The organism is uncultured Amphritea sp. (assembly GCF_937127095.1).
Lineage (GTDB): Bacteria > Pseudomonadota > Gammaproteobacteria > Pseudomonadales > Balneatricaceae > Amphritea.
Window position 1 is genome coordinate 306350 of sequence record NZ_CAKZLP010000054.1, and the last position, 25956, is coordinate 332305.

The following is a 25956-nucleotide window of genomic DNA, read 5'->3' on the forward strand; positions in this document are numbered from 1 at the left end:
TTTCAGTTGCTTTATTATTATACTGCCCCCTCTGGAAGAAACGATCTGAGGGACAAAAACCAGCGTATAGCTGGCCCTTAGTTATACCTTAGTTGTATACCATCATTCCTCATTGATCAACATTTTAAATACAAAAATCTGACGATAGCGTCAGATAATCCGTATCATGCACCAACAGTGATCACATAGCGGCTATCTGACCACTGAAAAAGCCACCTCCTGCCATACGCCCTGCTCATCAACCAGCCGTAACCGATGCGGACCTTCAGCTAATGAGACTGCCAGTTCATGGAATGTTCGGGTGCTGCCCAGATAGTGCTTATCCAGATGCCAGTACAGTCGGGATGAATCCTTTTTGGCGCTGGCACGCAGAACCACTTCACCCTGCTGACCATTCAAATATTTCGGCAAACTGATCACCTGACCCGGCCCCGGGTAGGTAACTTCAAAATTGCCATTTAGCGCTCGCCGATCCGGTGAACAGGCAGAATCAAAATCCGGTACCGGCGTATAGCCCGGATGAGAGATACGATAATAGGCTGCCTGAGAAGGGGGTAACTGAAAAAAGGTTTTACTGATAACACTGCCGCTTTCATCGCAACCCCGGCTAGTACGCAACCCTGAGGCTTTATCCACAGCCACCTGAAAATGATGCGGACTTACCTTTTCAAACTGCGTCCCCACCGGCATCGACACGGTTTCTCTGGGGCAATCAAATTTAGGCAGAAAGCCATTCTCCTGACACACCTGTATCGACTTCAAAGCCGCATCCGGTGTCTCCGGCCAGCCTGATGCGGAAATAATATTGAGCGTATCAAACAGCACCGGCGCCGCAGCACTCGTGCCGGTCAACAGCGGACGCCCCTCACCATTGGCGTTGCCGGTCCACACACCCACGGTCACATCCCGGTTGGTGCCGATAGCCCAACCATCCCGTAAGCCGTAACTGGTTCCGGTTTTCCAGGCCACCTTCGCTGAACCGGAAAACAGCCGATGCATTTTGTGCAGACCCGGCCGGGTCACGTCTGACAGTGCATCCAGCGTCAGCCAGGCAGCGCCCTGGCTGATCGGCGAGCTCTTCTCCGACTCCAGCAAGTGACTCGCGCCGTAACTCAAAGGCTGTTGAACAACAGGAGCCGCACTCTGTGCCTGACGGCTTAGATTGGCATACGCCGCGGTCAGATCGACCAGACTCACCTCGGCGCCTCCCAGAATCAGCGAGAGTCCATAGGCTTCTGGCGTGCGGAACAGGTGACTGAAGCCAAACCGCTTTAATTGATCATAAAAAGCCTGATAGCTGTACTGATCCAGCATCCGCACCGAGGGGATATTCAACGAAGCGGTCAGTGCCATGCGAGCCGAAACAGCGCCCCGGTAAGACTCATCATAGTTAGTCGGCTGATAGCTGCCATAGGCGGTGGGAATATCGGGAATCAGCATCACCGGAGTGATATCGCCACTATCCAGCATCGAAGCGTATAGAAAGGGTTTCAGGGTGCTGCCCGACGAGCGCGGCTGACTGGCAATATCCACGTAGGGCGCAAATTCTGGCCGGTTGCTAAAGGGAATATTGCCGAAATAGGCTTTCACCTGCAACGTAGCATTATCCACCACAATCAGCGCCAGATTGTTAATCCCAAGTGCCCCGAGTCGCTGACTGTGCTGTTGCAGTATAAACTCAATTTTTTGGCTCAGGTGACGATCGATTCCAGTATGAAACACCGCCTGATCGGGCGACTCCTGACTCAGTCGGTCAAGCAGACGTTGCGACTGTGCGGGCCAGGGTTTTGGCTTATCAGGGATTGGCTCGAGAAGCGACAGGCGATAGTCCTGCTCACTCAGCACGCCGTTCTGCCATAACTTATGCAGCAGAAAATCACGCTTATGGCGCAGTTGTTCCCGGCTACGGGAGAGGTGCATCGCCGACGGGCTGTTGGGCAGCACCGCTAACAATGCAGATTCCGCCCAGCTCAATTCGCTTAAGCGGCGACCAAAATAGCGCCAGGCGGCCGCCTCAATGCCCACCGTATTACCGCCCATCGGCGCATTCGCGGCATACAAAGCGAGAATTTCAGGCTTCGACAGCTGAGTTTCCAAACGCAGGGCCAGATGCAACTCCTGTAACTTCTGCCACCAGGTTCGGGCGCGGTTACCCTCGATCATACGTGCCAGCTGCATCGTGATTGTGCTGCCACCACTGACAACGTGCCCGGCCTTCAGATTAAGATAAAACGCCCGCAGAATCGCCAGAGGATCGACCCCCGGGTGCGACATGAAGCGTTTATCTTCATACTGGATCAGCGAGGTGGTATAGGCTTCAGGCAGCGACGATACCGGCTGGAACCGCCACTGCTGATCCCCGGCTATCCGGGCACTCAGCAGTTGACCCTGCTGATCCAGCAACAACCGGGAAAGCGGCTTATTGAACAGCGGCTCAGGCAGCGGCCAGAACAGGGATATCCCGGTTACAATGGCCAGCACAGCAACGATTATGACCCTGCGTTTATTTATCAGCCTCAGCACCGGACATAACCTCAACACTCTGACCTTTTACCTGCGCTTTCAGATTATCGTTGTACATCGCATAAGCAGACGCCGCCGGAAGATAGAAATGACCGACAAACGAAGCATTCATCGGTATTGATAGCGTCTTCGCTTCGCCCGCTTTAAGCCCCATATAGGCACTCACACGATCATCGCGGATATCCACATAATCAAACTGACAAGCCGCCTCAGAACAAGCCTCACGCTCGTTATCGATCTGCCAGCCACTGGCGGCTCTGAAGTTCAGCGCGATATTACTGATCTCATGCTTAGTCGTGTTACTCAGCCGAATCTGAGCTGTGAGATTAGCGCCCTGCGCTAAACGATCAATAGCAACCGTTTCGCCTTCGCTGTTTTCATAACTCACCTCAAGGGCCAGTCCCTGAGCATATTCAAGCTCAGAACCCGGCTCGGTTACACCGCTCTGTGTCAGGGTAACCCAGACCGGCGGCGACCCTGCGTTGCTGATGTTAACCGTCCGGCCGTTGTCTGGCCCGCTCAGCAGCGCAATCTCACTCACCTGCTGGCTAACCCTGAGGCTTTGCTTAGCACCATCCTGTTCGATGACCGCGTCAGAACGCTTAGAAGAGCTGTTAGTATGCTGAGCCTGTTGATAACGGGCCAGCGCCACCAGCGCATAGGCGGTGGACTGGGTGCTGTACCAGCGGTCCTCTGCCAGCTGCCCGGCAATCTCTTCCGCCAGTTCGGTGGCGCTCACCGGATCGGCGAGTTTGGCATAGAGCATCAGAAACAGGGATTTATCCCGCAGCACCGAGCCAAAGCTGGCAGAATTAGTATCATACTGATCAACCGCGGTCAGCCCACCGGAGATCAGTGACCGGGCAACATCATCCTGACCGGCATACAGATAAGCCAGCGACAGCAATGCCACACTGGCGCTGTCATCCACCTGCAACGCTTTCAGCCGGTACATCGCCGACCAGTTAGGCTTGCCATACAGGCTCAGGGTAAACAGCCGATAAGCCTGGGCTTTAATCTTTTCCCCATCCGTAGTGTCGACGGCAAAGCTAGACTGCAGATACTGATACGACAGCCATTGTTGCATCAGACTTTCAGGCACCTCATAACCGGCCTGCCGCGCCAGCAACAGAAAGTGACCAGCGTAATTGGTGCCCCAGGCGTTGCTCTGCCCCTGACCGGGCCAGTATGCGAAACCACCATCCAGCGTCTGGAATGACTGCAGCCGGTTGATCCCCGCTGAGATATTCTGCTGAATCTGTGATTGCTTTTCCTTGTCCATCTGACTCAGTTGATCCAGATAGAGTTGCGGAAATACTGCAGAGGTGGTCTGCTCAATACAGCCGTGGGGATAACGCACCAGGTAATCCATACGCGATTTCAGGCTGACGGGTTTAAACAGGCTCAGCGCGACTGAGGCACTGTTGCTCCCGGCAATACCGAACGGTTGCAGCGTAAGATCCAGTGAAGACTCACCGTCGACAAGATAGGACGTGGTGCGGGTGGTCCGGTCATTCGGCGCATTGATATCCAGATGAACCGTCTGACTACTCTGAGCATTTGCAGATGCCAGTTCGAAAGTAAACGCCGCTTTACCGGTGACATGACCGGTTTGGATTGCAAAGCGGGCAATGGCAGAAGAATACGGTGGCAGCGTCAGTTGCTGTGTCTGTTCCGCCACCTGCACCCGGGTCTCATCCGCCTGCATACTGATCTGCACCGTGGAGGGCTCTGCCGTGTTATTAAACAGCTCAACCGGCACACTGGCCTGCTCGTTAGTTCGCATCACTCTCGGCAGGGTTGGAAAAACCGAGATATCATCCCGCACCACCACTTCGTGTTCCGTTTTACCGTAAGCGGCTGCCTGTTCGGCAACCACCATCACCCGCACCGCGCCCAGGTACATCGGCAGGGTGACATGGTGACTACGCTGCTCACCGGCGGCTAACTCGAAACTGCCGATAAACTGCACCAATGGCGGGAAACGGCGGTTTTTCTTACTTTTGTCATCATCGGTCTGAGCATCACTACCCCCAACCGGCAACAAACCATGCAGCTCACCGCTGTAAGCACCCGCGACATCTTTATAAAGATCCCAGGTTTTCACCTGCAGCGCCTGACGCTGATAAAAGTAATCAAACGGATCCGGTGCTTTGTAGTTGGTCAGCCCCAGCAAGCCTTCATCCACCAGCGCCAGGGTATAGGTCATTGGACGACCATCAGATTCAGATACCTGAATATCAAAACTGGCACGGGAGCTGACCTGATCAACCGTTGAAATCAGCGGATGAAGATGTTTCTGCGGATCTTCAACCTGTAGGGGAATAATACCCATCAGGCGCATCGGCCGGTCATTTTCACGGCTGGCGTGGGGCTGCAGATAGGTCACGCTGACATAGATGTTCGGTGCCATCTCAGTGGTAATCGCAATCTCAATCTGTTGCTGCAGCATCTTTTTCTGCGCACCCCGTGCCACCCAGAACTGTTTCAACACCCGGGTAGCGGACTCTACAGTAACGAGCGCCCGGCCATCTTTCAGCTCTGGCAGCGTCACGGTTGCGGTTTCGCCCACCTGATATTTTTTCTTATCACTAAACAGCGTCAGACGGTCAACATTATCGCCTTGTGATTCCTGCTGTCGCCCTGCCCAGCCAGGCCAGTCAATGTAGACCACTTTGCCAGTACAGTGAGTATCTTTACCGGCGATACAGGCGCGCACCAGATAACGCCCCCATTCAGGATAATTGACCCGCAACGGCCACTCCGCCATGCCATTTTCATCGGTAACCGCCTCACCGCTGGCAACAATTTTGCTGTGCTGTGCATCGGTATAGCGCGCCAGAGACTCATTGCTCTTCTCGTACCACCATTTCCACTCAAGCTTATAGACACTGATCTCAAGATCAGTATTACTTACCGGCTGACCGGCTTTATCCAGCACCACCAGACGGGTTTTATGATCCTCATCGGTGAGCAACATCCCCCGGGCGGCATCACCTTTCGGCAGTTGCAAACCGAGATAGCGGTCATAATAATCAAACGGTCGGGAGAAACTATTGCTGCTAAACTGACCACTTTCTTCAAACACCCGGTTGGTAAAGAGCGCTTTAAGCATGCCCGGCGGCGGAGTTTTACTGTCAATCAGCAGATCAAACTTGGTATCGCCCTGTTCATCAAGCGGCCCTTCAAACAGCGTTATTTTGCTGCCACGGTAATCCCGGGCCGGATCATCAAAGGTATAGTCAGGGAACTTACCGGCAAACTGGGTTTTCACCGGCACCAGGGAGACCGCTACATCGGCCTTTAAACCACTGGCAGGTGCGCCGTGCAGCCATTGCGAGTGCAAACCGACTGTTTGTTCAACCGCGTTTTGCAAACGGGCATCTTCGGCCAGGTCTAACTCGACCTTGAGCCGGTTCGGCACCACCGTTTCAATCCGCAACGGATGGTGAAAATCCTGCCCGCCAACCCGCACCACCGCTTCCCAGTTACCGGTCGGCGCATTCAGAGGGGTGGACAAGGTAAAGGTATACAGATTTCCCACTGGGTGACTGCTGTAGATCGATTCAATCAGCTGGCCGGAAGGATTAAACAGCTCGGCAACAACCGGGTGCTCAGCGGGCAGCTCATTCAGCTTATCCTGCAGAATAAAGGTCAGATAGATATTATCACCGGGCCGCCAGATATCCCGTTCACCATAGATAAAACCGTCGATATTACTTTGCAGATGGGTGCCGCCAATATCAAACTGACTGGTGGTGAGTGCGCTAACCTCATTCAGCTTAAGATAACCGATCTGATCGCCCGCCGCAGCCTGAAGATAAAACGCTTTACCGCTGAGTTTTACATCAGCAAATCCCCGCTTGTCGGTGTTAGCCCGACCCACTGACTGTCCCTGAAAGTTAAATATTTCAACCTCAGTATTAGCGATGGGTTCAGAGGTTTTCAGGTTAGTGATAATGACATGCGCAATATCCGCATCGGGTGCCTGTTTTACCACGATGCCGATATTAGAACGCAACAGATTTTTCGCCGCGCGGGTATCGGCAGTGTATTTATAATAACGATCACTACAGGCGCTCAGGTTATTAGAACCGCCGGCAGACTGGTTGTAATAGTTCCACGAACTATCGCCATCCATATGCTGCAGCTGATCAGCATTAGCAGGTAGTTTTCGCTCCGGCAACGCCACTGCATTCTCAACATCACTGCAGGGCAGCAGCGAATCTCCCCGGTCAAGTGACAGCGTAAGGCGGATCAGGCTGCCGGTTTTTTTATTCATTAACTCGGTGATATCCAGACGATAGTCCTGCCAGCTTCGCAGACCGCCATCATCCAGAGGGATCGACTTTTGCCAGATAAAGCGCCCGACTTTCTCCAGTGACTGGCTATCCTGCAGGCGGTTTTCCTGCAGGAACTGACCGACATTATCAGCAAACACCTCAAACGCAGTGACGGTGACCGATTTGGCACTAACCGCCTGAAACGGCAGTTCAATACGCGCGCCATCGGGAAGAATCATGCCCTGGCCGGTAAAACGGACAGCAGGCTTCATCGGCGCAATACTAAAGGATTTATGCTGACTGGCTGCAAGGCCCACACCACAACTATCCTGCAGCTCTTTATGCACCGTCAGCTGCACACTTTCAGCATTGGAGTTGTTCAGTCCAAGCCGTAGTTTATTTGCATCAACCTGATAGCGGGTAAAACGGTACTGACTGGAAACCAGATGTTTCAGCGCCTGATCTTTATTGAGGTTGCGGTTGAACACCAGTTCAAGCACCCCACCGGCATCGTCAACAATGCCACCAGAGATTAACTGAAGAGGGCTGTTATCATCGCCCGTAGAGCTGGGCACTATGAATACCTGTTGTCTCCGGGCCCCGCTGTCAGAAGCACGACTGCTCCAGCTGACCGTCAGCTCCTGGCCGCAGCTGTCTGGGCGGGCGATATTACTAATCACAAGCTCGGGTAAAGCCGGTTTACCAGACTCCCCCGCTGCACTTTCCGGCATTAATACCGCGACCACAGCGGCACTATCCGAAACGCTGATCAGTTGCTCAATCTCAGTACTCTTGAGCCCCGCTGCGCCACTAATCTGGGCATGAATCGAAACGGTATTGGCGGTGTCATCCCGGACAACGGGATGCCCCTGATTAAGGTCTGTCCATTGTAAACTTAATGGATTATCGACAGCCTCTGACACTGGAGCTGTCGATGTAGTATTCTCGATGCTGGCGGCACTTGCAGCGTTATTCTCGTCTTTTTCAGCTGTTGAATCAGCAGCCACAGCGTCCATAGCGGCAGCAGCATCTGCCACAGAGCTTCCGTTATCTGAGCTTCCGTTATCTGAGCTTTCTTCAACTGAGATTTCCTCATCTGAGTTTCCCTTATCAGAATTGGCCGCCTCAGCAGAGCTGTTCTCAGACACTGCTTTCTCTGCTGCAGCGGTCTCAGGCGACGTTATAGCATCAGAAGCCGTTGTCGCAGGAGTTGAATCATCACTACAGCCGGATAGATTCAGCAATAACAGTAGAACAACAAAAGTCCGAAGCAGTAAACCAGAAAGCGCTGAAGCCCTTAACATATATAAATCCCTTTATAGAATGGACGTCGAAAGAGTGAATTGTGCGGTAGAAAGACAATTATACCAATGCTTTATGTCAGGGTTATATAACATCAGGTTCTGTCTCCATTAAAGCGGGAGTGTATCTGCAATCGACAGAGTTCGCACGCTTACTAACATTAACCATGCGATCCTTAATCATCCCTGAAGAGGAACGTTAGAAGCGGGACCTGCCGCAGAGGATCTATAGTCAGCCTGATCATTCAATATCAATGGCCAGATGAAACTTACGGAACTCGACTCGGTTGCGGCCGTTCGTTTTTGCGCTATACAGGGCCTGATCAACACACTCTAACAGGTATTTACTGCTGATATCAGGCGTAGGGACTCCTCCCGTCACACCAAAACTGGCGGTAAACTTTACAACATCAGACTCATGTACGAACTCGATATTTTCGATCGCCTGGCGAATGTTTTCAGATATCTTCAGGGCACTTTCAGGGTCAGTGCTGGGTAAAACGGCAATGAATTCTTCTCCGCCAAAGCGCGCTACAGTATCTTCAGACCTCGATACCAGCTCACTTACAGATTTTGCTGCATACTTCAGGCATTCGTCACCGACCAGATGACCATAGGTATCGTTGAGTTTTTTGAAATAGTCTAAATCGAACATAATTAAAGAGAGGAAGCGCTTATGGCGTATAGCCCCACTAAGCGCAATCTCCAGGGCTTCGTCAAAGTGACGCCGGTTTGCCAGCCCCGTCAGTCCATCAGTATTACTGAGCGTCGCCAACGCTTTATTTGCAGCTTCCAGCTCTGCCATAGTTAACTGGAGCTCAACTGTACGCTCTTCAACCAGGCTGGCCAACTCCGTATTGGCTCGATGCTCTGCGGTCATTGCTTTGAGGTTAGCAACCGCTTCACGCTCCTGAGCACTCAACATCTCTTCGGAATAATGCAGCGCCATCTCCTGGGCTGTGATGCGCTCTCTTCGTTCCCGGTTAATACGCTCTGCTAACGCTATAGATAGCATTAAAACCTCAAATACAAAACTTATACTCTGAAAGTCTAAAACCTGTGACACGTTTGAAATCACACCGGTCAGACTCAGCATCAAGACGAAGGTTGAAACCAGCAGTGGAAACCATGCGACAGTCATATACTTAGCTGAGAGATTGCCGCGATACCATAAATAGAGTGACATAGAGAGGCCCATGACCGGACTCAACAAACCTGCCAAATCGTATACCTGCTGCCCAATCGAGAGTCCCGGCAGCAGAATCACAATGATGAGCCCCAGCCAGGTGACAATGGCAAGATTACTGAACCATAAGCAGATCCCACCATATTTCTTAATATCCAAAAAGACTCTGATGAATACAACGGCAGCAAGAAAAGATACGGAGGGGAAAATCTTAAAGGCATCACTGTTTATCCAGGAATGCCCAAACCAGATATACGCTGGGCCAATACCTGTCATGACCAGCGTATAGAGGATTATGGATGCAACGTAGAGGCAGTAAACAGCGTAGATAATATCTCTGACAAACACGTAGAGGAACAGGTTATAGACTAACAACCCCAGAATAATGCCATAGAAAAGTCCGATTTTGATATTTCGCTCAAACTTATAATCGTCATACTCTTCAGCGGTGAGCAGACTAGCTGGCAACAAAAATTTATGCTCAGACTGCACCCGTAGATAAACATCAACACCGGCGTTTTCCGGCAGTTGCAGAGGAAAGAAAAACGGCACTCTATCGATACCCGACCGGGTATCCCAGTTAACGATGCTGTCAGACTGTATCCATTCGCCACTGTCTGAATTGCGCAGATGAAGCTCAATATGGTTAATCAATGCCCAATCAACCCTGAGCACCCACTCCTGCAGACCGCTCTCAGGTTGTAGATGAAACCTGACCCAGACAAACTTATCGGTTTCACCCAGGTAAAGCGGCCCCTTGCTTACAGCAGTCCACTGATCAGATCGATTATCTGCCAGTTGAGAAGGTCGCTGTGGTGTAACATCTTCGATCAGATATTCGAGGTTCTCTATCGTGCCTGATTGTAGTGTGACATTTGGCAGCTCATCAGAAACGGCTGGCGCAGAGATCGTCCGCCCCTCAACCAGAGCAGACAAGCTGAACACCAGGACAACAAAAGTAAATAATTGTACAAAGCGCCATGGCGTTTTTCTTATCATCGAGCTTGTCTCATCACTCAATATTTATTCTCAGCTAGCTTTGCCCATTTAATATGAACTTGAATTCAATCAACACCTTAAGATAAATACTTTTTAGTAACACAATGCAACTTATAAGTACTCACGATAAGTATTGAATCACGCTTACAAGAGGGAGGAATAAGGCGGTTCTCAATAGCGCAGTGGTAGTTACTGCCGTGCTTCTCCCCGGCAGTGGTGACCACCGGAGAGAGGTAGCTTAATGAAGTGTAGATCAAAGATTAGAAAAGAGACGGCCGCTGAATCGTTGAGGTTATTTCTTACGACTCTTAGCCGCAGGTTTCGCCGCTCCGGCTTTATTGCGGATAATCTTCGTCTGACCGACTTTATTGGTACGTGGACGATGAATCTTTTTACCCAGCTGTTTACGCAGGTTATCGCGGCTGCCAACCTCGTAGCCCGGCATAAAGATACGCTGAATACGAGCGCCGACCAGACGTTCGATGTCATCCAGAGCCCGTTCCTCTTCCCGGCTGACGAATGAGATCGCCTTGCCTTTGGCACCGGCACGACCGGTTCGGCCGATACGGTGAACATAGTCTTCAGCCAGATAGGGCAGGTTGTAGTTCACCACCAGCTCCAACCCCTGAATATCCAGGCCCCGGGCCGCCACCTCTGTCGCCACCAATACCTGAATCTTGCCTGCTTTAAAATCAGCAATAGCGCGACGGCGTGATCCCTGAGATTTATCTCCATGGCAGATCGCCGCAGAGATACCATCAATTTTCAGATCGACCATCAGGGAGTCAGCCTGGGCTTTGGTGCTGGTAAATACCAACACCTGAAACCACTGATGTTTGTTGATCAGCTCGGCAAACAGATCCGCTTTGCGCTTCTCCTCCACCGGATAGACCACATGCTCGACCGTATCCGCGGTGGAGTTCAGTTTTGCCACCCGTACTGTTTCGTAAGGGGTCATCAGTTTCTTCGCCACTTCGTTAACCGTCGGCGATATCGTTGCTGAAAACATCAGCGTCTGACGTTTTTTAGACGCCTGCTGCAGCAGTGTGCTGACATCGGCAATAAAGCCCATATCCAGCATCCGGTCCGCTTCGTCCAGCACCACAAACTCAGCTTTTGCCAGGCTGACGTTGCACTGCACGACATGCTCGAGTAAACGCCCCGGGGTCGAGATCAGAATATCAACACCGGCTTTCAGCTTTTTCTGCTGACCATCCATGTTCACGCCGCCATATAGCGCGAGAACCTTTAATGGCAGAAACTGAGCATAACGTTTGATGGTTTCAGCCAGTTGTTCTGCCAGTTCACGGGTAGGCGTCAGGATCAAAGCCCGCGGGCAACCGGACGCAGTCGGCTGCGGCCGATCATGCATCTGTTGCAGGATAGGCAGTGCGAATGCAGCGGTTTTACCGGTGCCGGTCTGCGCATTCGCCAATACATTTTTACCCCGGCGGGCGGGCACAATCGCCTGCTCCTGCACCGGAGTCATCTGGCTATAGCCACAGGCATCCAGGGCCTGCTGAATCTCAGGTGCCAGATCTAATGCTGAAAACTTCATGATAAATCCTCTGTGCCTTGCTCTTGCTAAGCCAATTTAACGGGCGCATATGATAAAGGAATTTCAACCATTAAGTGAAACTCATTACAGATCATTTGCATTATGACGCTGTCAGATCTTCACCGTCTCCATAATTGCCTGCAAACCGGGCTTATTGGCAAAGATCTCGGCCTCGGTTAAACCCACCATCTCATAAGGCAGCACCAGCCACTGATCGGTGGTATGGGTATAGAAGTCAGGGACCCTTTGAGTCTGGTTGTTGGCCGGTTTAAACCAGGGCACCGCGACCTTCACATCCAGCGGCATATTACGCTTGGCCCGCTGGGACAGTTGAGTCAGAACCGCATCGATACTCTTGCCGGAACCAAATACATCATCAACGATCAGTAGTTTGTCATCTCGATTCAGGTTTTCCAGCAGATAGCGCAAACCATGGGCTTTGATACTCCCCTCTCCGTCAATCATCGACTGATAACCGGGCAGTCCGCGATAGGATGTGCGGATAGAGATATGGTCGGTTTTCACCCCAAGGTATTGCAGGCACTCCTGCACATAGATACCAACGGTGCTGCCGCCGCGCCAGATGCCGACGATAAAGTCGGGGCGATAACCGCTTTCAAAGATCTGTGCACCTAAGCGGAACGAGTCACAGATTAGTGATTCTTCAGAAATATAATGTTTTTCCATCATGCTCACCTTCCCACAGGGGAATCGTCACTATCATTGGCGGATCAGTCCGCGTCAGGAATCAGATGACCGATAATATTAAACAGCTCCGGACGGTGTCGTTTTATCTCGTCGACGGTCAGACCTTCAAGCGAATGTGGATACTTCAGCCAGGCCTCTGTTTCATGCAGATAATATTCAGGGTCTACCCCGGTTTTATTCCGTGTCGGCTTAAAGTAAGGCACTGCGATACGAATATCTTTAGGCGTGTTGAGGCGGCACTTCAGTTCAAGCTCTTCGATCACCGCCTGAATCGTCAGCCCGGTATCATAGACATCATCGACAATCAGCAGACTGTCGGTCGCCTGAATGTTCTTGATCAGATAATCCATCCCATGAATCCGTACCGATTTAGACCGGCCATCGATGCCATCACTGTAAGATGAGGTGCGGATCGCAATATGGTCGCTCTGGATGTCGTAATAAGCGAGAAATTCCTGCACCGCGACGCCAATGGGGGTGCCTCCCCGCCAGATAGCGATAATATAGGTGGGCCGGAAACCATCATTAATAATTTTTGCCCCTAGGCGGAAAGAGTCTTCCAGCAATGTCTGGGCATCGAGATATGTTTTTTCCATCGTTTCATGCTCTGTCGATAACGCCTGCCATCATAACAACCGGGCGACCATTTCTGTATCTGAATTTGAACATAGCGGTCGATTTCAGGGACACTATTCAGCGACAGCCCCTGGATTATCACAACACATTACCCAATGAACGCCTGGTAACAGACTTCGGAGGAAGGCAGGACAGCGCCCAGACACTCAGCACAAAGGGTGCGGTTAGCGGCAAAACCTCAAATAGTTGCAGCAACCGGGTCAGTAATACCGCCAGCAGCACGCCGCAGACAATGGTCAGCGGTCGAACATTACCGCGACAGTGCAATGCGAGGATCACCAACACGGCATTATAACTGTACATTCCCGACGCTATCTGCAGCATAGGAAAATCCAGCAGCATCGATATCACCAGACTCAGAATCACGGCAAACACCACGGCCAGCGCAGCCACTCTGGAGGCGATCAGCAAACCGGCCAGCAACAGCGCTCCACTGACACTACTGTTAAGAAATAGCACCTGTCCGATAGCCAATAAAGCAGACCAGAACAAATGTGTCTCAATACCTGACCCACCTGCGGTAGCCGCAACCTCAGCGATGCCGGAATCAGACAGATGCAGTGGACTGAAAAGCAGCCAAAACAACCAGGCCGACAGAATAAAGGGCGAGGTATAGGTGGGATACTTCAGTCTGTTTAAACAGTGCCCGATGATCGTTGCAATCAGCGTAGCGATTACCGTCACCATTAGCATCGTCAGCATGCACACCGTCGACCCGCTGACCGGCCATAAACAGCTCACAGCCAAACCAACCAGAGCACCATTAAAACCATACAGTCCCTGCCCCAACTGATCATACCGACCATTCGACCGACCGGGCAGCATCAGGGTACAAAACTGACTGACACCGCACCCAAGGATGGCCGCGACCGCCATCATCGGCGAGTAGATAACCACCGCAAGGATAAATAGCCCACCGGTCAGACGGTTATTCTGCAGCATAATCTGGCTGAAACTGGTTAACACACCACGCAGGAACGGGCCACGCCACAGCAGGCCCGGCCAGAACAAAGCATCATTGAAAAGCATAGGCAGACTCTTAAAAAAAGTACGCGGCTAAAGCGTTGAACATAAAAGCTCAGAAAAAACGATGAACGAAAAATGAGAGGGGCGCTATACCATCGGTAACGATCTGCCGGATACCGAAGGGGGGAGGCAGCAGCAGATCATTATGCAGAAAGATGGTTAAGCGCCAGGAATACACTCAATATTGAGCGATACCTTAAAACCGGTCAGAAATGCCATTTCAGCAGCAGTGCCGGGTTACGCTCGTCGACACCATCGATACCAAACTTATTGGTCCAGTAGGCGTACTCCACACCCACATATACCGGTGCTTTGGTGCCGATCAGTTTGCCAGCGTTCCATTTCAGCTGAGAGGTAAAGTTCATCTCTGAGGCTTTGTCCGACTCAGACGTGGTCCAGTCGATAAACCCGTCATAGAGAAACTCAGCGTCACTCAAGGCAAATGGCAGCCCCCAGGTGAGTGTCAACTGAGTATCATTGGATGACTTATCATTATTGGCGCGGTACAGGTTGGCGTTAAAGTACTGAAACCCTGGCACATCCAGGCTGACACCGACACCGGCAAGAAAGTTATCAAACCCCTCCCCGCTCTCCCAGGTTCCCGCCAACAGTACATCTTTCACCGGGCCAAAAGAGAGCTCACTACCGGTCAGACTGGACAGGCTCAAGCGGGGGGACAGCTCCATATAGTTTTCACTGCTACCGTTAGCCGATTGCAGCCGGTCGAGGAAGAAGAAGTTATCTCCCCAGCTGTGACCACTGGCGTGCTCAACTGTCACCACCTGACGGTCAGGATCACCCACCTCATAATCACTACCATTCAGATAACTCAGACTAAACGAGCTCCAAAGCATCTCGGCAGAGGCCATAGGAGAGATAGTTGAGATAATGGCACCAGCAAGTAGACAGGCAGAAGTTTGTACTGTTTTCATCTTAGGTTTCCTTATTGTTATATTTTTCAGTTTTTCAGACGTGCTTTTTTAAAGCGTTTCTTTTCAGATGCTTTTTTTAAACGTGGTTTTTTAAACATACGTGTCCCTGCCGGCCATTTTTGGCCAGCATGAAGGGTAACGTTACACAGGGTAGTAAAGGGTTATGTCCGCTACAGATGATGCAGCGGACAGGGGCAGACCGGGTCGCTGATCAGCTGGCAGCCAGCTTTCTCGCCAGTGCTTTCTGTCGCTGGATCAATTGCGCGATATCGTAATCGACAATGGCCCCATCAATAACGCGCCACCGACCGGCAACCATGACTCTGTCGGCCTGATGAGCACCGCAGAGCACCAGCGCAGCCAGTGGGTCTCCGGCTCCGGCAAAGCGCAGCTCATCCAGTTTGAACAGCGCGATATCCGCCTGTTGTCCCACTTTAAGTGATCCCAGGTCATCCCGACCCAGACAGCGGGCAGAACCCTCGGTTGCCCACGAGAGCACCTTCTGGTGAGTAATTTCAGCGGCATCATATTTAAGCCGACCGAGCAGGAATGCCTGACGCACCTCCTGAATCATATTGGAGCCATCATTAGACGCGGAACCATCCACCCCCAGACCGACCGGACTGCCCGCACGTTCAAGATCCAGTGTCGGACACAAGCCCGACGCCAGCAGCATATTGGACGATGGGCAGTGGCAGATACCGGTGCCCGCAGCGCCCAGACGACGTATCTCATCATCATTAAAGTGAATGCCGTGAGCCAGCCAGACCCGATCACTCAGCCAGCCGACTTTTTCCAGATAATCCAGCGGCCGCAGACCAAACATTTTGATACAAAACGCGGTTTCATCATGGGTTTCCGCCAGATGGGTATGCAGACGCACATCATACTTCTGCGCCAGTTCAGCACTGGCCCGCATCAGGCTTTCACTCACCGAAAACGGCGAACAGGGTGCCAGGGCAACCCGGCTCATCGCGCCCGCTTCGGGCTGATGGTATCTGCTGATCAGACGCTCGCTGTCATCCAGAATGGTATCTTCATCCTGCACGGTAGACTGAGGCGGCAGACCGCCATCGTCCTCCCCGAGACTCATTGAGCCACGGGTCAGATGCACCCTGACACCCAGTTTTTCAGCCTGCGCCATCTGAATATCGATGGCGTTTTCCAGCCCCTGAGGAAACAGGTAGTGATGATCACTGGCGGTGGTACACCCGGACAGCAGTAGCTCAGCCAACGCCACCTGCGTGGACACCTCGATCATCTCCTCACCCAGCTTAGCCCACACGGGATAGAGACTTTTCAGCCAGCTGAACAGGGATTTATTCAGCGCCTGTGGAAACGCCCGGGTGAGGGTCTGATAAAAGTGATGATGGCTGTTGATCAGTCCCGGCAGCAGCACATGTTCACGGGCATCAAACACCTCATCAACTGGCTGACCCGGGGCTGCACCACTGGCCAGCACTTCAACAATCGTCTGACCCTCTATCACCACGCCACCGGCACACGCACTATCCAGTGTTGCCAGAGGGTTTTTAATCCAGATACGCCGGGAACTATTCAACGTCTTCACTCCGTTAGCCAACTCATTCATTAATACGACGGGCAGTCACTACCCATTTACATTTGCACAGAGAGAGGGGTTTTGTCCCTGCGGTGTCTTAGTGTCAACAACGCTCTCTTCAGTGCACTCTGGGGCACTTTCATCAATCCTCTCTGCATCCGTGTCTTTAGCCTCTTCCCCATCCATATTCATCGGCAGGATAAAGTTAAGAATAATGGCAGAAAGCGCACCTATGGTCAGTGGCGAACCGATAATATTTTTCAGGGTGCCCGGCATTGCAGACAGCACCTCGGGTACTGATGCCACACCCAGCCCCAGACCGATAGAGATCGCGGTAATCAGCATGTTACGGCGATTCAGTCCCGCCTGAGCAATAATTTTAACCCCCGCCATCGCCACAGTACCAAACATAATCAGGGTCGCACCACCGAGTACCGGTTTTGGCATCTGTTGCAAGACACCACCCACTACCGGAAACAATCCCAACAATACCAGAATTCCGGCGATATACAGGGCCACATGACGGCTGGCAACACCGGTCAGCTGAATCACTCCGTTATTCTGACTGAAGGTGGTCATCGGCAGACTATTCAGGGTTGATGCGATCGCCGAGTTACAGCCATCCGCCAGCACACCCGCTTTAATCCGCTTAACATACACAGGCCCTGAAACCGGCTGGTTTGAAACCATACTGTTAGCGGTCAGGTCACCGGTGGTTTCCAGCGCAGTAATCAGATAGATAATGGCGATAGGCAGAAATGCGGCAAAATCAAAACTAAAACCATATTTAAACGGCACCGGAATGGCAATCAGAGACAGATCACTCAAGCCACTAAAATCCACTTTTCCCATCGACCAGGCAGCAATAAAACCAAACGTCAGCCCGATGATCACGGCACTCAGGCGCAGCATCTGAATCTGAAAGCGGTTAAATACGACTATCGTAATCAGTACGATACCCGCCAGCGCCAGATTGACCGGCGCGCCCATATCCGGGGCACCAAAACCACCGGCAATATCGGTCATTGAGACTTTAATCAGAGACAGACCGATCAGGGTGATAATCGTACCGGTAACGACCGGGGTAATAATCCGTTTCAACTTATCAATAAAACGACTGAGGAATATTTCCACGAAGGCGCCGAAAAAACAGACACCAAAGATCGTTGACAGGATCTCTTCCGGGCCGCCGCCCTTACCTTTAACAATAAAGCCCGCCGCCAGAATCGAACTGAGGAAGGCAAAACTGGTGCCCTGCACACAGAGCAGACCCGAGCCTACCGGGCCGATTCGCCGCGCCTGAATAAAGGTGCCGATACCGGAGACAATCAACGCCATACTCACCAGATATGGGATCTCACTGCCCAGCCCCAGCACACCACCGACAATCAGAGTCGGGGTAATAATACCGATAAAACTTGCCAGTACATGCTGTAAAGCCGCAAAGGTTGAAACCGTCACCCCCGGCTTGTCATCAAGCCCGAAGACCAGCTGAATGGTTGAATTCTGTTTTGCCATAGTGACACACCCTACTTATTTTTATTGGTTGTCCGGCCTTGCTAAATGGCCAGTTTCTCACAAGCAGTCAGTCAGACTCATTGACTAACGAGTCCTAAAAGTAATCCAGACGGCATAAATTGTCCACAAATAACACCATATCTTGTATCCACATTATGAAATACAGATTAGATCCAGTCCCCCATCCAGCGGTATTACAAACGCCATAGAGCCTCACTTACCGCCACTATTAACTGATAACCCGGAACAGTTACTGTGGGAATCTTAAGGCGACAACGTTTCTTAACAATGGCGATACGGCCACCACTGACAGAGACTTTTATAAAGAAACACAAAACAAAATATGTATACAATAAATACCAAATAAAGGTATACAAAACAAAAAGAGCCTCACATCCAGATAATCGCTTCAACAAGAGTGGATAAAACAGAATATTTTCTGGCAAAAAAATAGTTTTACAGATAAAAATAGTAACTAAAAGGGTCGTTTTTCCAAGGATACGCCCGATCATAAGTTGACTTGAAGGTCAGGTTTTAATTTAATGGTTAAAAATCGAACTAAACTCCAGTACACAATTACATAAAAAAGGAGGTCCACCTTGATCAGGTTCTTACTCAATAAGGAACTGCGGGTCGAGCAACAGCTTGACCCCAACATGACGGTTCTTAACTACCTGCGCTCCAATCTAGGCAAGACGGGCACCAAAGAGGGTTGTGCATCCGGTGACTGCGGCGCATGCACCGTGGTACTGGGTGAACTGGATGGCGATCGTATCCGTTACCGCAGTATCAACTCCTGCCTGACCTTTGTTGCCGCCCTGAACGGCAAACAACTGATAACGGTAGAAGACCTTAAACAGGGAGACGCCCTGCACCCGGCTCAACAGGCAATGGTGGATTGCCATGGCAGCCAGTGTGGTTTCTGTACGCCGGGTATCGTGATGTCGATGTTCGCGCTGGGGAAGAATGTTACCCACCCGGATAAGGAAGAGATCAATGAAGCGCTGGCGGGTAACCTTTGCCGCTGCACTGGTTATCGGCCGATCATTGAAGCTGCCGAAAAGATGTATGACGATGTCACCCCGGACAGCTTCACAGCAGAACAGGATGTGACGATTACCAGACTGCGTGAAATACAACCACAGCAGCAGGCCGAACTCAGTGATGGCACCAGACGTTCCTTTAACCCAACCTCGGTTGCAGAGCTATCCAGTCTGTTAGAACAATACCCCGCTGCCCGCCTGCTGGCCGGTGGCACCGATCTGGCGCTGGAAGTCACGCAGTTTCACCGGGCCATAGAGACACTGATCTATATCGGTGATATCCCTGAGCTGAAACAGATCAGCGTGACTGACCAGCAGATCGAACTAGGCGCCAGCGCTTCACTGAGCAGCTGCTACCACACCCTGAATAACGACTACCCCGATTTTGGTGCCCTGCTGCACCGTTTTGCCTCACTGCAGATCCGCAATCAGGGAACTCTGGGTGGCAATATCGGCAACGCCTCCCCAATCGGCGATTCGCCCCCCGTGCTGATCGCACTGGATGCACAACTGGTGCTGCGCAAAGGCAATCAGAGCCGCACCATCGATTTGCAGGACTACTTTATCGACTACAAAGTCACTGATCAGCAACCGGGCGAGTTTATCGAGAAGGTGATTGTGCCCCGGTCGGCCAACAGCGGTGAGTTCCGCAGCTATAAGATTTCCAAACGGATCGACGACGATATCTCCGCCGTGCTCGGTTGTTTTAATCTGAAAATCAGCGACGGCGTGGTCGAGTCAGCCCGCATCGCCTTTGGCGGTATGGCAGCGATTCCCAAACGCGCCAGCCTCTGTGAACAGGCACTCGTGGGCGCCCCCTGGACGATGGCAACCATTGAGCTGGCCAAAGCAGCACTGCAACAGGATTTCAACCCGATCTCAGATTTCCGCGCCTCAAAGGAATATCGCCTGCTGGTCGCAAGCAACATGCTGACCCGCTATTTCATTGAGATTGAAACCCCAGACGTCGAAACACGGGTAACTGCATATGTCTAATCATAAGAAAAAAGCCAGCTATGAAGCGATGCTGGAACTGGTCAAACAGGATTTGAAAACCGGTGTTGGCCGCAGTGTTAAGCACGAGAGTGCCGCTAAACAGGTCAGTGGTGAAGCGATCTACATCGATGACCGGCTGGAGTTTCCTAACCAGTTGCACGTCTATGCACGGATGGCTGACAAAGCCCATGCCCGGATCACCCGTATCGACACCAGCCCCTGTTACGACTTTCCCGGCGTTGCCATTGCGATCACCGCTGAGGATATCCCAGGTATTAAGGATATCGGTGCATTGAAGCCCGGCGATCCGCTGCTGGTTGAAGACCTGGTTGAATATTTCGGTCAGCCGGTGCTGGCCGTCGCAGCTAATGATCATGAAACCGCCCGTATGGCGGCGATGGCAGCCATCGTGGAATATGAAGAGCTGGAACCGGTGCTCTCGGTCGAACAGGCCTTTAACAGCAACCATTTTGTCAGTGATCCGCACACCCACAAACGGGGTGACTCAGTGGCGGCGCTGGCAGCGGCAAAGCACAGAATTTCCGGCAGTGTGCATATCGGTGGTCAGGAACATTTCTATCTGGAAACTCAGATCGCGTCCGTAATGCCCACCGAAGATGGCGGCATGATTGTTTATTCATCCACCCAGAACCCCACCGAAGTGCAAAAACTGGTGGCCGAAGTACTGGATATCCCGTTTAACAAAGTGCAACTGGATATGCGCCGTATGGGCGGTGGTTTTGGCGGTAAAGAGACACAGGCCGCAGGCCCGGCCTGTATCGCAGCGGTGGTTGCCAAACTGACCGGGCGTCCGGCCAAAATGCGCCTGCCACGGATGGAAGATATGATGATGACCGGCAAACGGCATCCATTCTTCAATCAGTACGAGGTCGGCTATGACGAGAACGGCAGAATAACCGGCTGTGAGATGAAGCTGGCGGGCAACTGCGGCAACTCCCCTGACCTGTCAGACTCCATCGTTGACCGGGCGATGTTCCACAGTGATAACGGTTACTACCTGGGTGATGCCACCATCACCGGCTATCGCTGTAAAACCAACACCGCCTCGAATACCGCCTATCGTGGATTTGGCGGTCCTCAGGGGCTGATCATGCCAGAGATCATTCTCGATGAGATCGCCCGTAATCTGGGCAAAGATCCACTGGAGGTGCGTAAACACAACCTCTATGGCGAAGCGGGACGCGACACCACCCACTACTTCCAGAAAGTAGAAGATAACGTGCTGCCGGAGATGCTCGAAGATCTTGAACAGAGTAGTGATTATCAGCAGCGTCGCAACGAGATCAAAGCCTACAACGCCAGCAGCCCTATCCTGAAAAAAGGTCTGGCACTGACCCCGGTCAAATTTGGTATATCCTTCACCGCCACCTTCCTTAACCAGGCGGGTGCTCTGATCCATATCTACACCGACGGTAGTATCCACCTCAATCACGGTGGCACCGAGATGGGCCAGGGTCTGAATACCAAGGTGGCGCAGATTGTAGCGGAAGAGTTTCAGGTGGATTTTGATACCATCCAGATCACCTCAACCAACACAGAAAAAGTACCCAACACCTCACCAACAGCGGCCTCCTCCGGCGCAGATCTGAACGGTAAGGCGGCCCAGAACGCTGCCCGCACCATCAAACAGCGGCTGGTTGAGTTTGCCGTCAGTCACTTTAAAGTGACCGAAGAGGATGTTGAGTTCCGTAACAACCATGTGCTGATCCGCGATCAGCTGATGCCCTTTGCTGACTTCATTCAGCTGGCCTATTTCAATCAGGTGTCGCTCTCCAGCACCGGATTCTACCGCACACCGAAGATCTTCTATGATCGGGAAAAAGCCAGCGGCCGCCCCTTCTACTACTTTGCCTATGGTGCTGCCTGCAGCGAGGTGGTGATCGATACTCTGACCGGCGAATATAAGATCCTGCGGGTCGACATTCTCCACGATGTCGGTGCCTCACTGAATCCGGCTATCGATATCGGTCAGGTAGAGGGCGCATTCGTGCAGGGCGCCGGCTGGCTAACCACAGAAGAGCTGGTGTGGAATGATAAGGGACGACTGATGACCTCCGGCCCGGCCGGTTACAAAATCCCTGCCGTCACCGACATGCCAATTGACTTCCGCGTCCGTCTGGTGGAAAACCGCAAAAACAGAGAGGACACCGTGTTCCACTCCAAAGCGGTGGGTGAGCCACCGTTCATGCTGGGGATCTCGGTGTTCTGCGCCATCAAAGACGCTATCGCCAGCATCGGCGACTATCGTAGCAGTCCGGCGCTGGATGCTCCGGCAACACCGGAGCGGGTACTCTGGGCGGTTCGTGAACAGCAGATCGCCGGGGCAAAATGACCCTTTCGCTAACGCACATTGCAGGAGCATTGTTATGAACACTGCATGGATCAGAGCGCTAAGCCGGATTGAAGCCGATGCCACCCCGGCGGTTATCATCACCGTGGTGGAGGAGCGCGGTTCTACACCGCGCAACGCCGGCGCCAAGATGGTGGTCAGCCAGGAACAACAGTTTGACACCATCGGCGGTGGTCATCTCGAGTATAAAGCGATCAAAATAGCCCGGCAGTTGCTTGCAGAGCAGCAGACTCAGCCACGGCTGGAACGTTTCTCTCTCGGTGCCAGCCTGGGGCAGTGTTGCGGCGGTGCCACAACGCTGCTGTTTGAACCGATGCACACCGACACCGTCAGAATCACCCTGTTCGGTGCCGGTCATGTTGGCCGGGCGCTGATCCCGATACTCGCCAGCCTGCCCTGCAAGATTCGCTGGATCGATAGCCGCGAAGATGAGTTCCCCGAACTCATCCCGGAAGGGGTGGAAAAGGTGGTCAACGAGTTCCCGGTGGATGAGGTGGATAAACAGCCTGCGGGCAGTTACTTTATCGTCATGACCCACAACCACCAGCTGGATCAGGAACTCAGCGAAGCGATACTGAAGCGCAACGACTTCAAATACTTCGGTCTGATCGGCTCACTCACCAAACGCAACAAGTTTATCCACCGGCTGCAAGCGAAAGGCTTCAGCAGCGAACAGATCGAACGGATGACCTGTCCGATGGGCATTGCAGCAGTAAAGGGCAAACTGCCTGCCGAGATCGCCGTATCGGTCGCAGGGGAAGTGATCGCGCACTATAACGCTGACGTTAATGCCGAACGCAAGACCACATCGACCAGCGCCACAGCAACCTCTGTGGTTGATCGTCTGGCGATCTGATCCGGTGGTTAGCGGCCGCTAAATGATAAATAAAGTACAACTGAGAACCCGCATGACAAAGAACACTGTAACCGCTTACCGTGCAGCCATTCTGGACAGCCTCGGCGATCCCGCAGAGATCGGTATAAACAACAGCATCCGCTATTTTGAAGATGGCCTGATGCTGGTTGAAAACGGTCAGATAAGCGCACTGGGCGAAGCATCAGAGCTGCTGGAACAACTGCCACAGGGTTGTGAAGTGAAACACTACCCGGATTCACTGATCGCGCCGGGTTTTATCGATACCCATATCCACTACCCGCAAACCGGTATGATCGCCTCCTATGGCGAGCAGCTGCTGGACTGGCTGGAAAACTACACCTTTCCGGCTGAACAACAGTTTGCCGATCGCCAGCATGCCGACGAGGTTGCGGACATATTCCTCACCGAACTGCTGCGCAACGGCACCACCACCGCACTGGTGTTCGGCACCGTTCATCCCGAATCGGTAGATGCCTTCTTCAGCCAGGCAGAACAGCGCAATCTGCGGATGATTGCCGGTAAGGTGATGATGGATCGCAACGCCCCCGAAGCCCTGACCGACACGCCCCGCAGCAGCTATGACGAGAGTAAGGCCCTGATCGAACGCTGGCATGGTAAAGGCCGCTTGCACTATGCAGTCACGCCACGCTTTGCCCCGACCAGTTCACCGGAACAGCTGGATCTGGCCGGTCAGTTACTCAAAGAGTACGACGGCCTCTACATGCACACCCACCTGTCAGAAAACAAGAATGAGATCGCCTGGGTTAAAGAGTTGTTCCCGCAGCAAACGGGTTACCTCGATGTTTATGATTACCATCAGCTACTGGGTGAACGTTCGGTGTTTGCCCACGGCGTGCACCTCTGTGATGAAGAGTGCGCCCGTCTGAGTGAAACCGGTTCTGCGATAGCGTTCTGCCCCACCTCTAACCTGTTCCTCGGCAGCGGCCTGTTTAACCTGCCCCAGGCAGAGCAATACAAGGTCAAAGTGGGACTGGGCACCGATGTCGGCGCGGGCACCAGTTTCTCGATGCTGCAAACCCTCAATGAAGCCTACAAGGTGATGCAGTTACAGGGTGTCAAACTTCACCCCTATAAATCGTTCTACCTCGCGACACTGGGGGGCGCACGGGCACTGCATCTGGATCATCAGATCGGCAATCTGGAACCGGGCTCTGAAGCTGACTTTGTGGTGCTGGATTACCACGCCACACCGCTGTTGAGTTATCGTATGGCACAGACCAAATCGATTGAAGAACGGCTGTTTGTGATGCTGACCCTGGGGGATGACCGGATGGTGAAACACACCTTCGCCATGGGCCAGCAGGTGTATAGCCGCAGGTAAATCCTGCTGTAAATAATGGTAGGTCAGCTTTTAACTCTGTGCTCTCTGTGTTCTCTGTGGTTAAGTCATCTTTCATTTATTACCACAGAGGGCACAGAGATTTAGATATAAACCATTATCTCGAATTCCGAACATTCGAAAAGATCGCCTTCAGGTCATCGGTGGCAATCTCATCATCCAGACTCAGTTTCTCTTCGATATGGTCAAGGTGATGCATCATCAGACTTACCGCTTTGGTTTTATCTTTTGCCGCAATCGCATCAATCAGTTCAAAATGTTCATCATAGGAACAGTGCGATTTAGCGCCACTCTCATACTGCGCAATAATCAGCGAGCAAAGCGATACCAAACTGCGTTGAAAGCTCAGCAGCGGCGGATTTTTAGCGATCTCCGCCAGCAACAGATGGAATTCACCGGAAAGACGAATACCCGCACCCCGGTCACCGCGATCAAAGCAGGCCTGCTCGTCACGCACCATCTGCCTCAGCTGCTCTACCTGCTTCTTCTGTGCATTCTCACACACCAGCTCAGTCACCGCCTTTTCGACCACCCTGCGGGCGAACACGATCTGGCGTGCCTCTTCGATGGTCGGGCAAGCCACCACTGCGCCACGGTTTGGCCTTAGAACCACAACCTGCTCATACCCCAGACGTGACAATGCACGCCGGATAATGGTACGGCTGACACCAAAGATCTCACCCAATGATTCCTCATTCAGCTTGGTTCCCGGAGAGAGGCGCTGCTCGAGTATCGCGTCAAAAATATGTGCGTATACGATATCATCCTGGGTCTTTTTACCGTCCCGCTTGGTATCACCTTTTTTAATCTCAGATATCTGACTCATAAAGCCTCATTAACTCCGGGTCACCGGCCAAAAACTGATGGTAAAACTACCATAACTTTTTGATTAAAAACATAATTCAATAATACACAAAAGCTCGAATTTTGTACACATAACCAATCTCAGCAAGAACTGTCAAACCACGCCTGACAACGACCGGATTAAACCTGAATGATCCTGCAAAACCGGCAGCTCAGACACTCAGAGAAAACAGCCCTGATCAACACGATTCAGGTTGTGCAAAGTGCCAGATAG

At 52.2% G+C, this 25956-nt stretch carries 15 protein-coding genes; 4 read left to right on the plus strand and 11 right to left on the minus strand.

Annotated elements, in window-relative coordinates; translation table 11 throughout:
- Positions 1 to 192 precede the first annotated feature (192 nt).
- The 10 genes from pbpC to Q0499_RS13150 all read right to left on the minus strand — a co-directional run bounded on the left by pbpC (position 193) and on the right by Q0499_RS13150 (position 18231).
- Positions 193 to 2523 (minus strand): penicillin-binding protein 1C, encoded by a 2331-nt coding sequence (pbpC, locus tag Q0499_RS13105; protein WP_299200099.1) that lies wholly within the window; start codon positions 2521 to 2523, stop codon positions 193 to 195.
- Positions 2504 to 8110: an MG2 domain-containing protein gene (locus Q0499_RS13110; RefSeq protein ID WP_299200101.1), complete on the minus strand. Its 5607-nt coding sequence runs from the start codon at positions 8108 to 8110 to the stop codon at positions 2504 to 2506. The genes pbpC and Q0499_RS13110 overlap by 20 nt, the downstream gene beginning before the upstream one ends.
- Before the next feature lie 238 nt (positions 8111 to 8348).
- Complete coding sequence (locus Q0499_RS13115) at positions 8349 to 10229, minus strand: diguanylate cyclase (RefSeq protein ID WP_299200103.1); 1881 nt, start codon at positions 10227 to 10229, stop codon at positions 8349 to 8351.
- A gap of 355 nt (positions 10230 to 10584) precedes the next feature.
- Entirely contained in the window at positions 10585 to 11850 is a 1266-nt protein-coding gene (locus Q0499_RS13120; protein ID WP_299200106.1) for a DEAD/DEAH box helicase, read from the minus strand.
- A gap of 111 nt (positions 11851 to 11961) precedes the next feature.
- A complete protein-coding gene (locus Q0499_RS13125) occupies positions 11962 to 12537 on the minus strand; it encodes a phosphoribosyltransferase family protein (RefSeq protein ID WP_299200109.1) in 576 nt (191 codons plus the stop codon).
- Between the two features lie 44 nt (positions 12538 to 12581).
- Positions 12582 to 13154 (minus strand): phosphoribosyltransferase family protein, encoded by a 573-nt coding sequence (locus tag Q0499_RS13130; RefSeq protein ID WP_299200111.1) that lies wholly within the window; start codon positions 13152 to 13154, stop codon positions 12582 to 12584.
- Positions 13155 to 13272: 118 nt separating this feature from the next.
- On the minus strand, positions 13273 to 14223 hold the full coding sequence (locus tag Q0499_RS13135; RefSeq protein WP_299200113.1) for an urea transporter: 951 nt from the start codon (positions 14221 to 14223) through the stop codon (positions 13273 to 13275).
- A gap of 203 nt (positions 14224 to 14426) precedes the next feature.
- On the minus strand, positions 14427 to 15152 hold the full coding sequence (locus Q0499_RS13140) for a DUF5020 family protein (protein ID WP_299200115.1): 726 nt from the start codon (positions 15150 to 15152) through the stop codon (positions 14427 to 14429).
- A 211-nt stretch (positions 15153 to 15363) separates the two neighbouring features.
- Positions 15364 to 16713: an 8-oxoguanine deaminase gene (locus tag Q0499_RS13145; protein ID WP_299200117.1), complete on the minus strand. Its 1350-nt coding sequence runs from the start codon at positions 16711 to 16713 to the stop codon at positions 15364 to 15366.
- A 48-nt stretch (positions 16714 to 16761) separates the two neighbouring features.
- Positions 16762 to 18231: a nucleobase:cation symporter-2 family protein gene (locus tag Q0499_RS13150; RefSeq protein ID WP_299200121.1), complete on the minus strand. Its 1470-nt coding sequence runs from the start codon at positions 18229 to 18231 to the stop codon at positions 16762 to 16764.
- Between the two features lie 599 nt (positions 18232 to 18830).
- Here Q0499_RS13150 and xdhA point away from each other — a divergent pair.
- Genes xdhA through guaD form a run of 4 tightly spaced genes read left to right on the plus strand, consistent with a single transcriptional unit; the run spans position 18831 to position 24860 of the window.
- Positions 18831 to 20270, plus strand: coding sequence for a xanthine dehydrogenase small subunit (gene xdhA / locus Q0499_RS13155; protein WP_299200123.1), 1440 nt, complete (start codon positions 18831 to 18833; stop codon positions 20268 to 20270).
- Positions 20263 to 22623: a xanthine dehydrogenase molybdopterin binding subunit gene (gene xdhB / locus Q0499_RS13160; protein WP_299200125.1), complete on the plus strand. Its 2361-nt coding sequence runs from the start codon at positions 20263 to 20265 to the stop codon at positions 22621 to 22623. The genes xdhA and xdhB overlap by 8 nt, the downstream gene beginning before the upstream one ends.
- Before the next feature lie 34 nt (positions 22624 to 22657).
- Complete coding sequence (gene xdhC / locus Q0499_RS13165; RefSeq protein ID WP_299200127.1) at positions 22658 to 23497, plus strand: xanthine dehydrogenase accessory protein XdhC; 840 nt, start codon at positions 22658 to 22660, stop codon at positions 23495 to 23497.
- 52 nt (positions 23498 to 23549) lie between these two features.
- Positions 23550 to 24860, plus strand: a complete 1311-nt coding sequence (gene guaD, locus Q0499_RS13170) for a guanine deaminase (protein WP_299200129.1) — start codon at positions 23550 to 23552, stop codon at positions 24858 to 24860.
- A 115-nt stretch (positions 24861 to 24975) separates the two neighbouring features.
- On the opposite strand, the gene Q0499_RS13175 is transcribed toward guaD, so the two are convergent.
- On the minus strand, positions 24976 to 25704 hold the full coding sequence (locus Q0499_RS13175) for a GntR family transcriptional regulator (protein WP_299200131.1): 729 nt from the start codon (positions 25702 to 25704) through the stop codon (positions 24976 to 24978).
- Positions 25705 to 25956 lie beyond the last annotated feature (252 nt).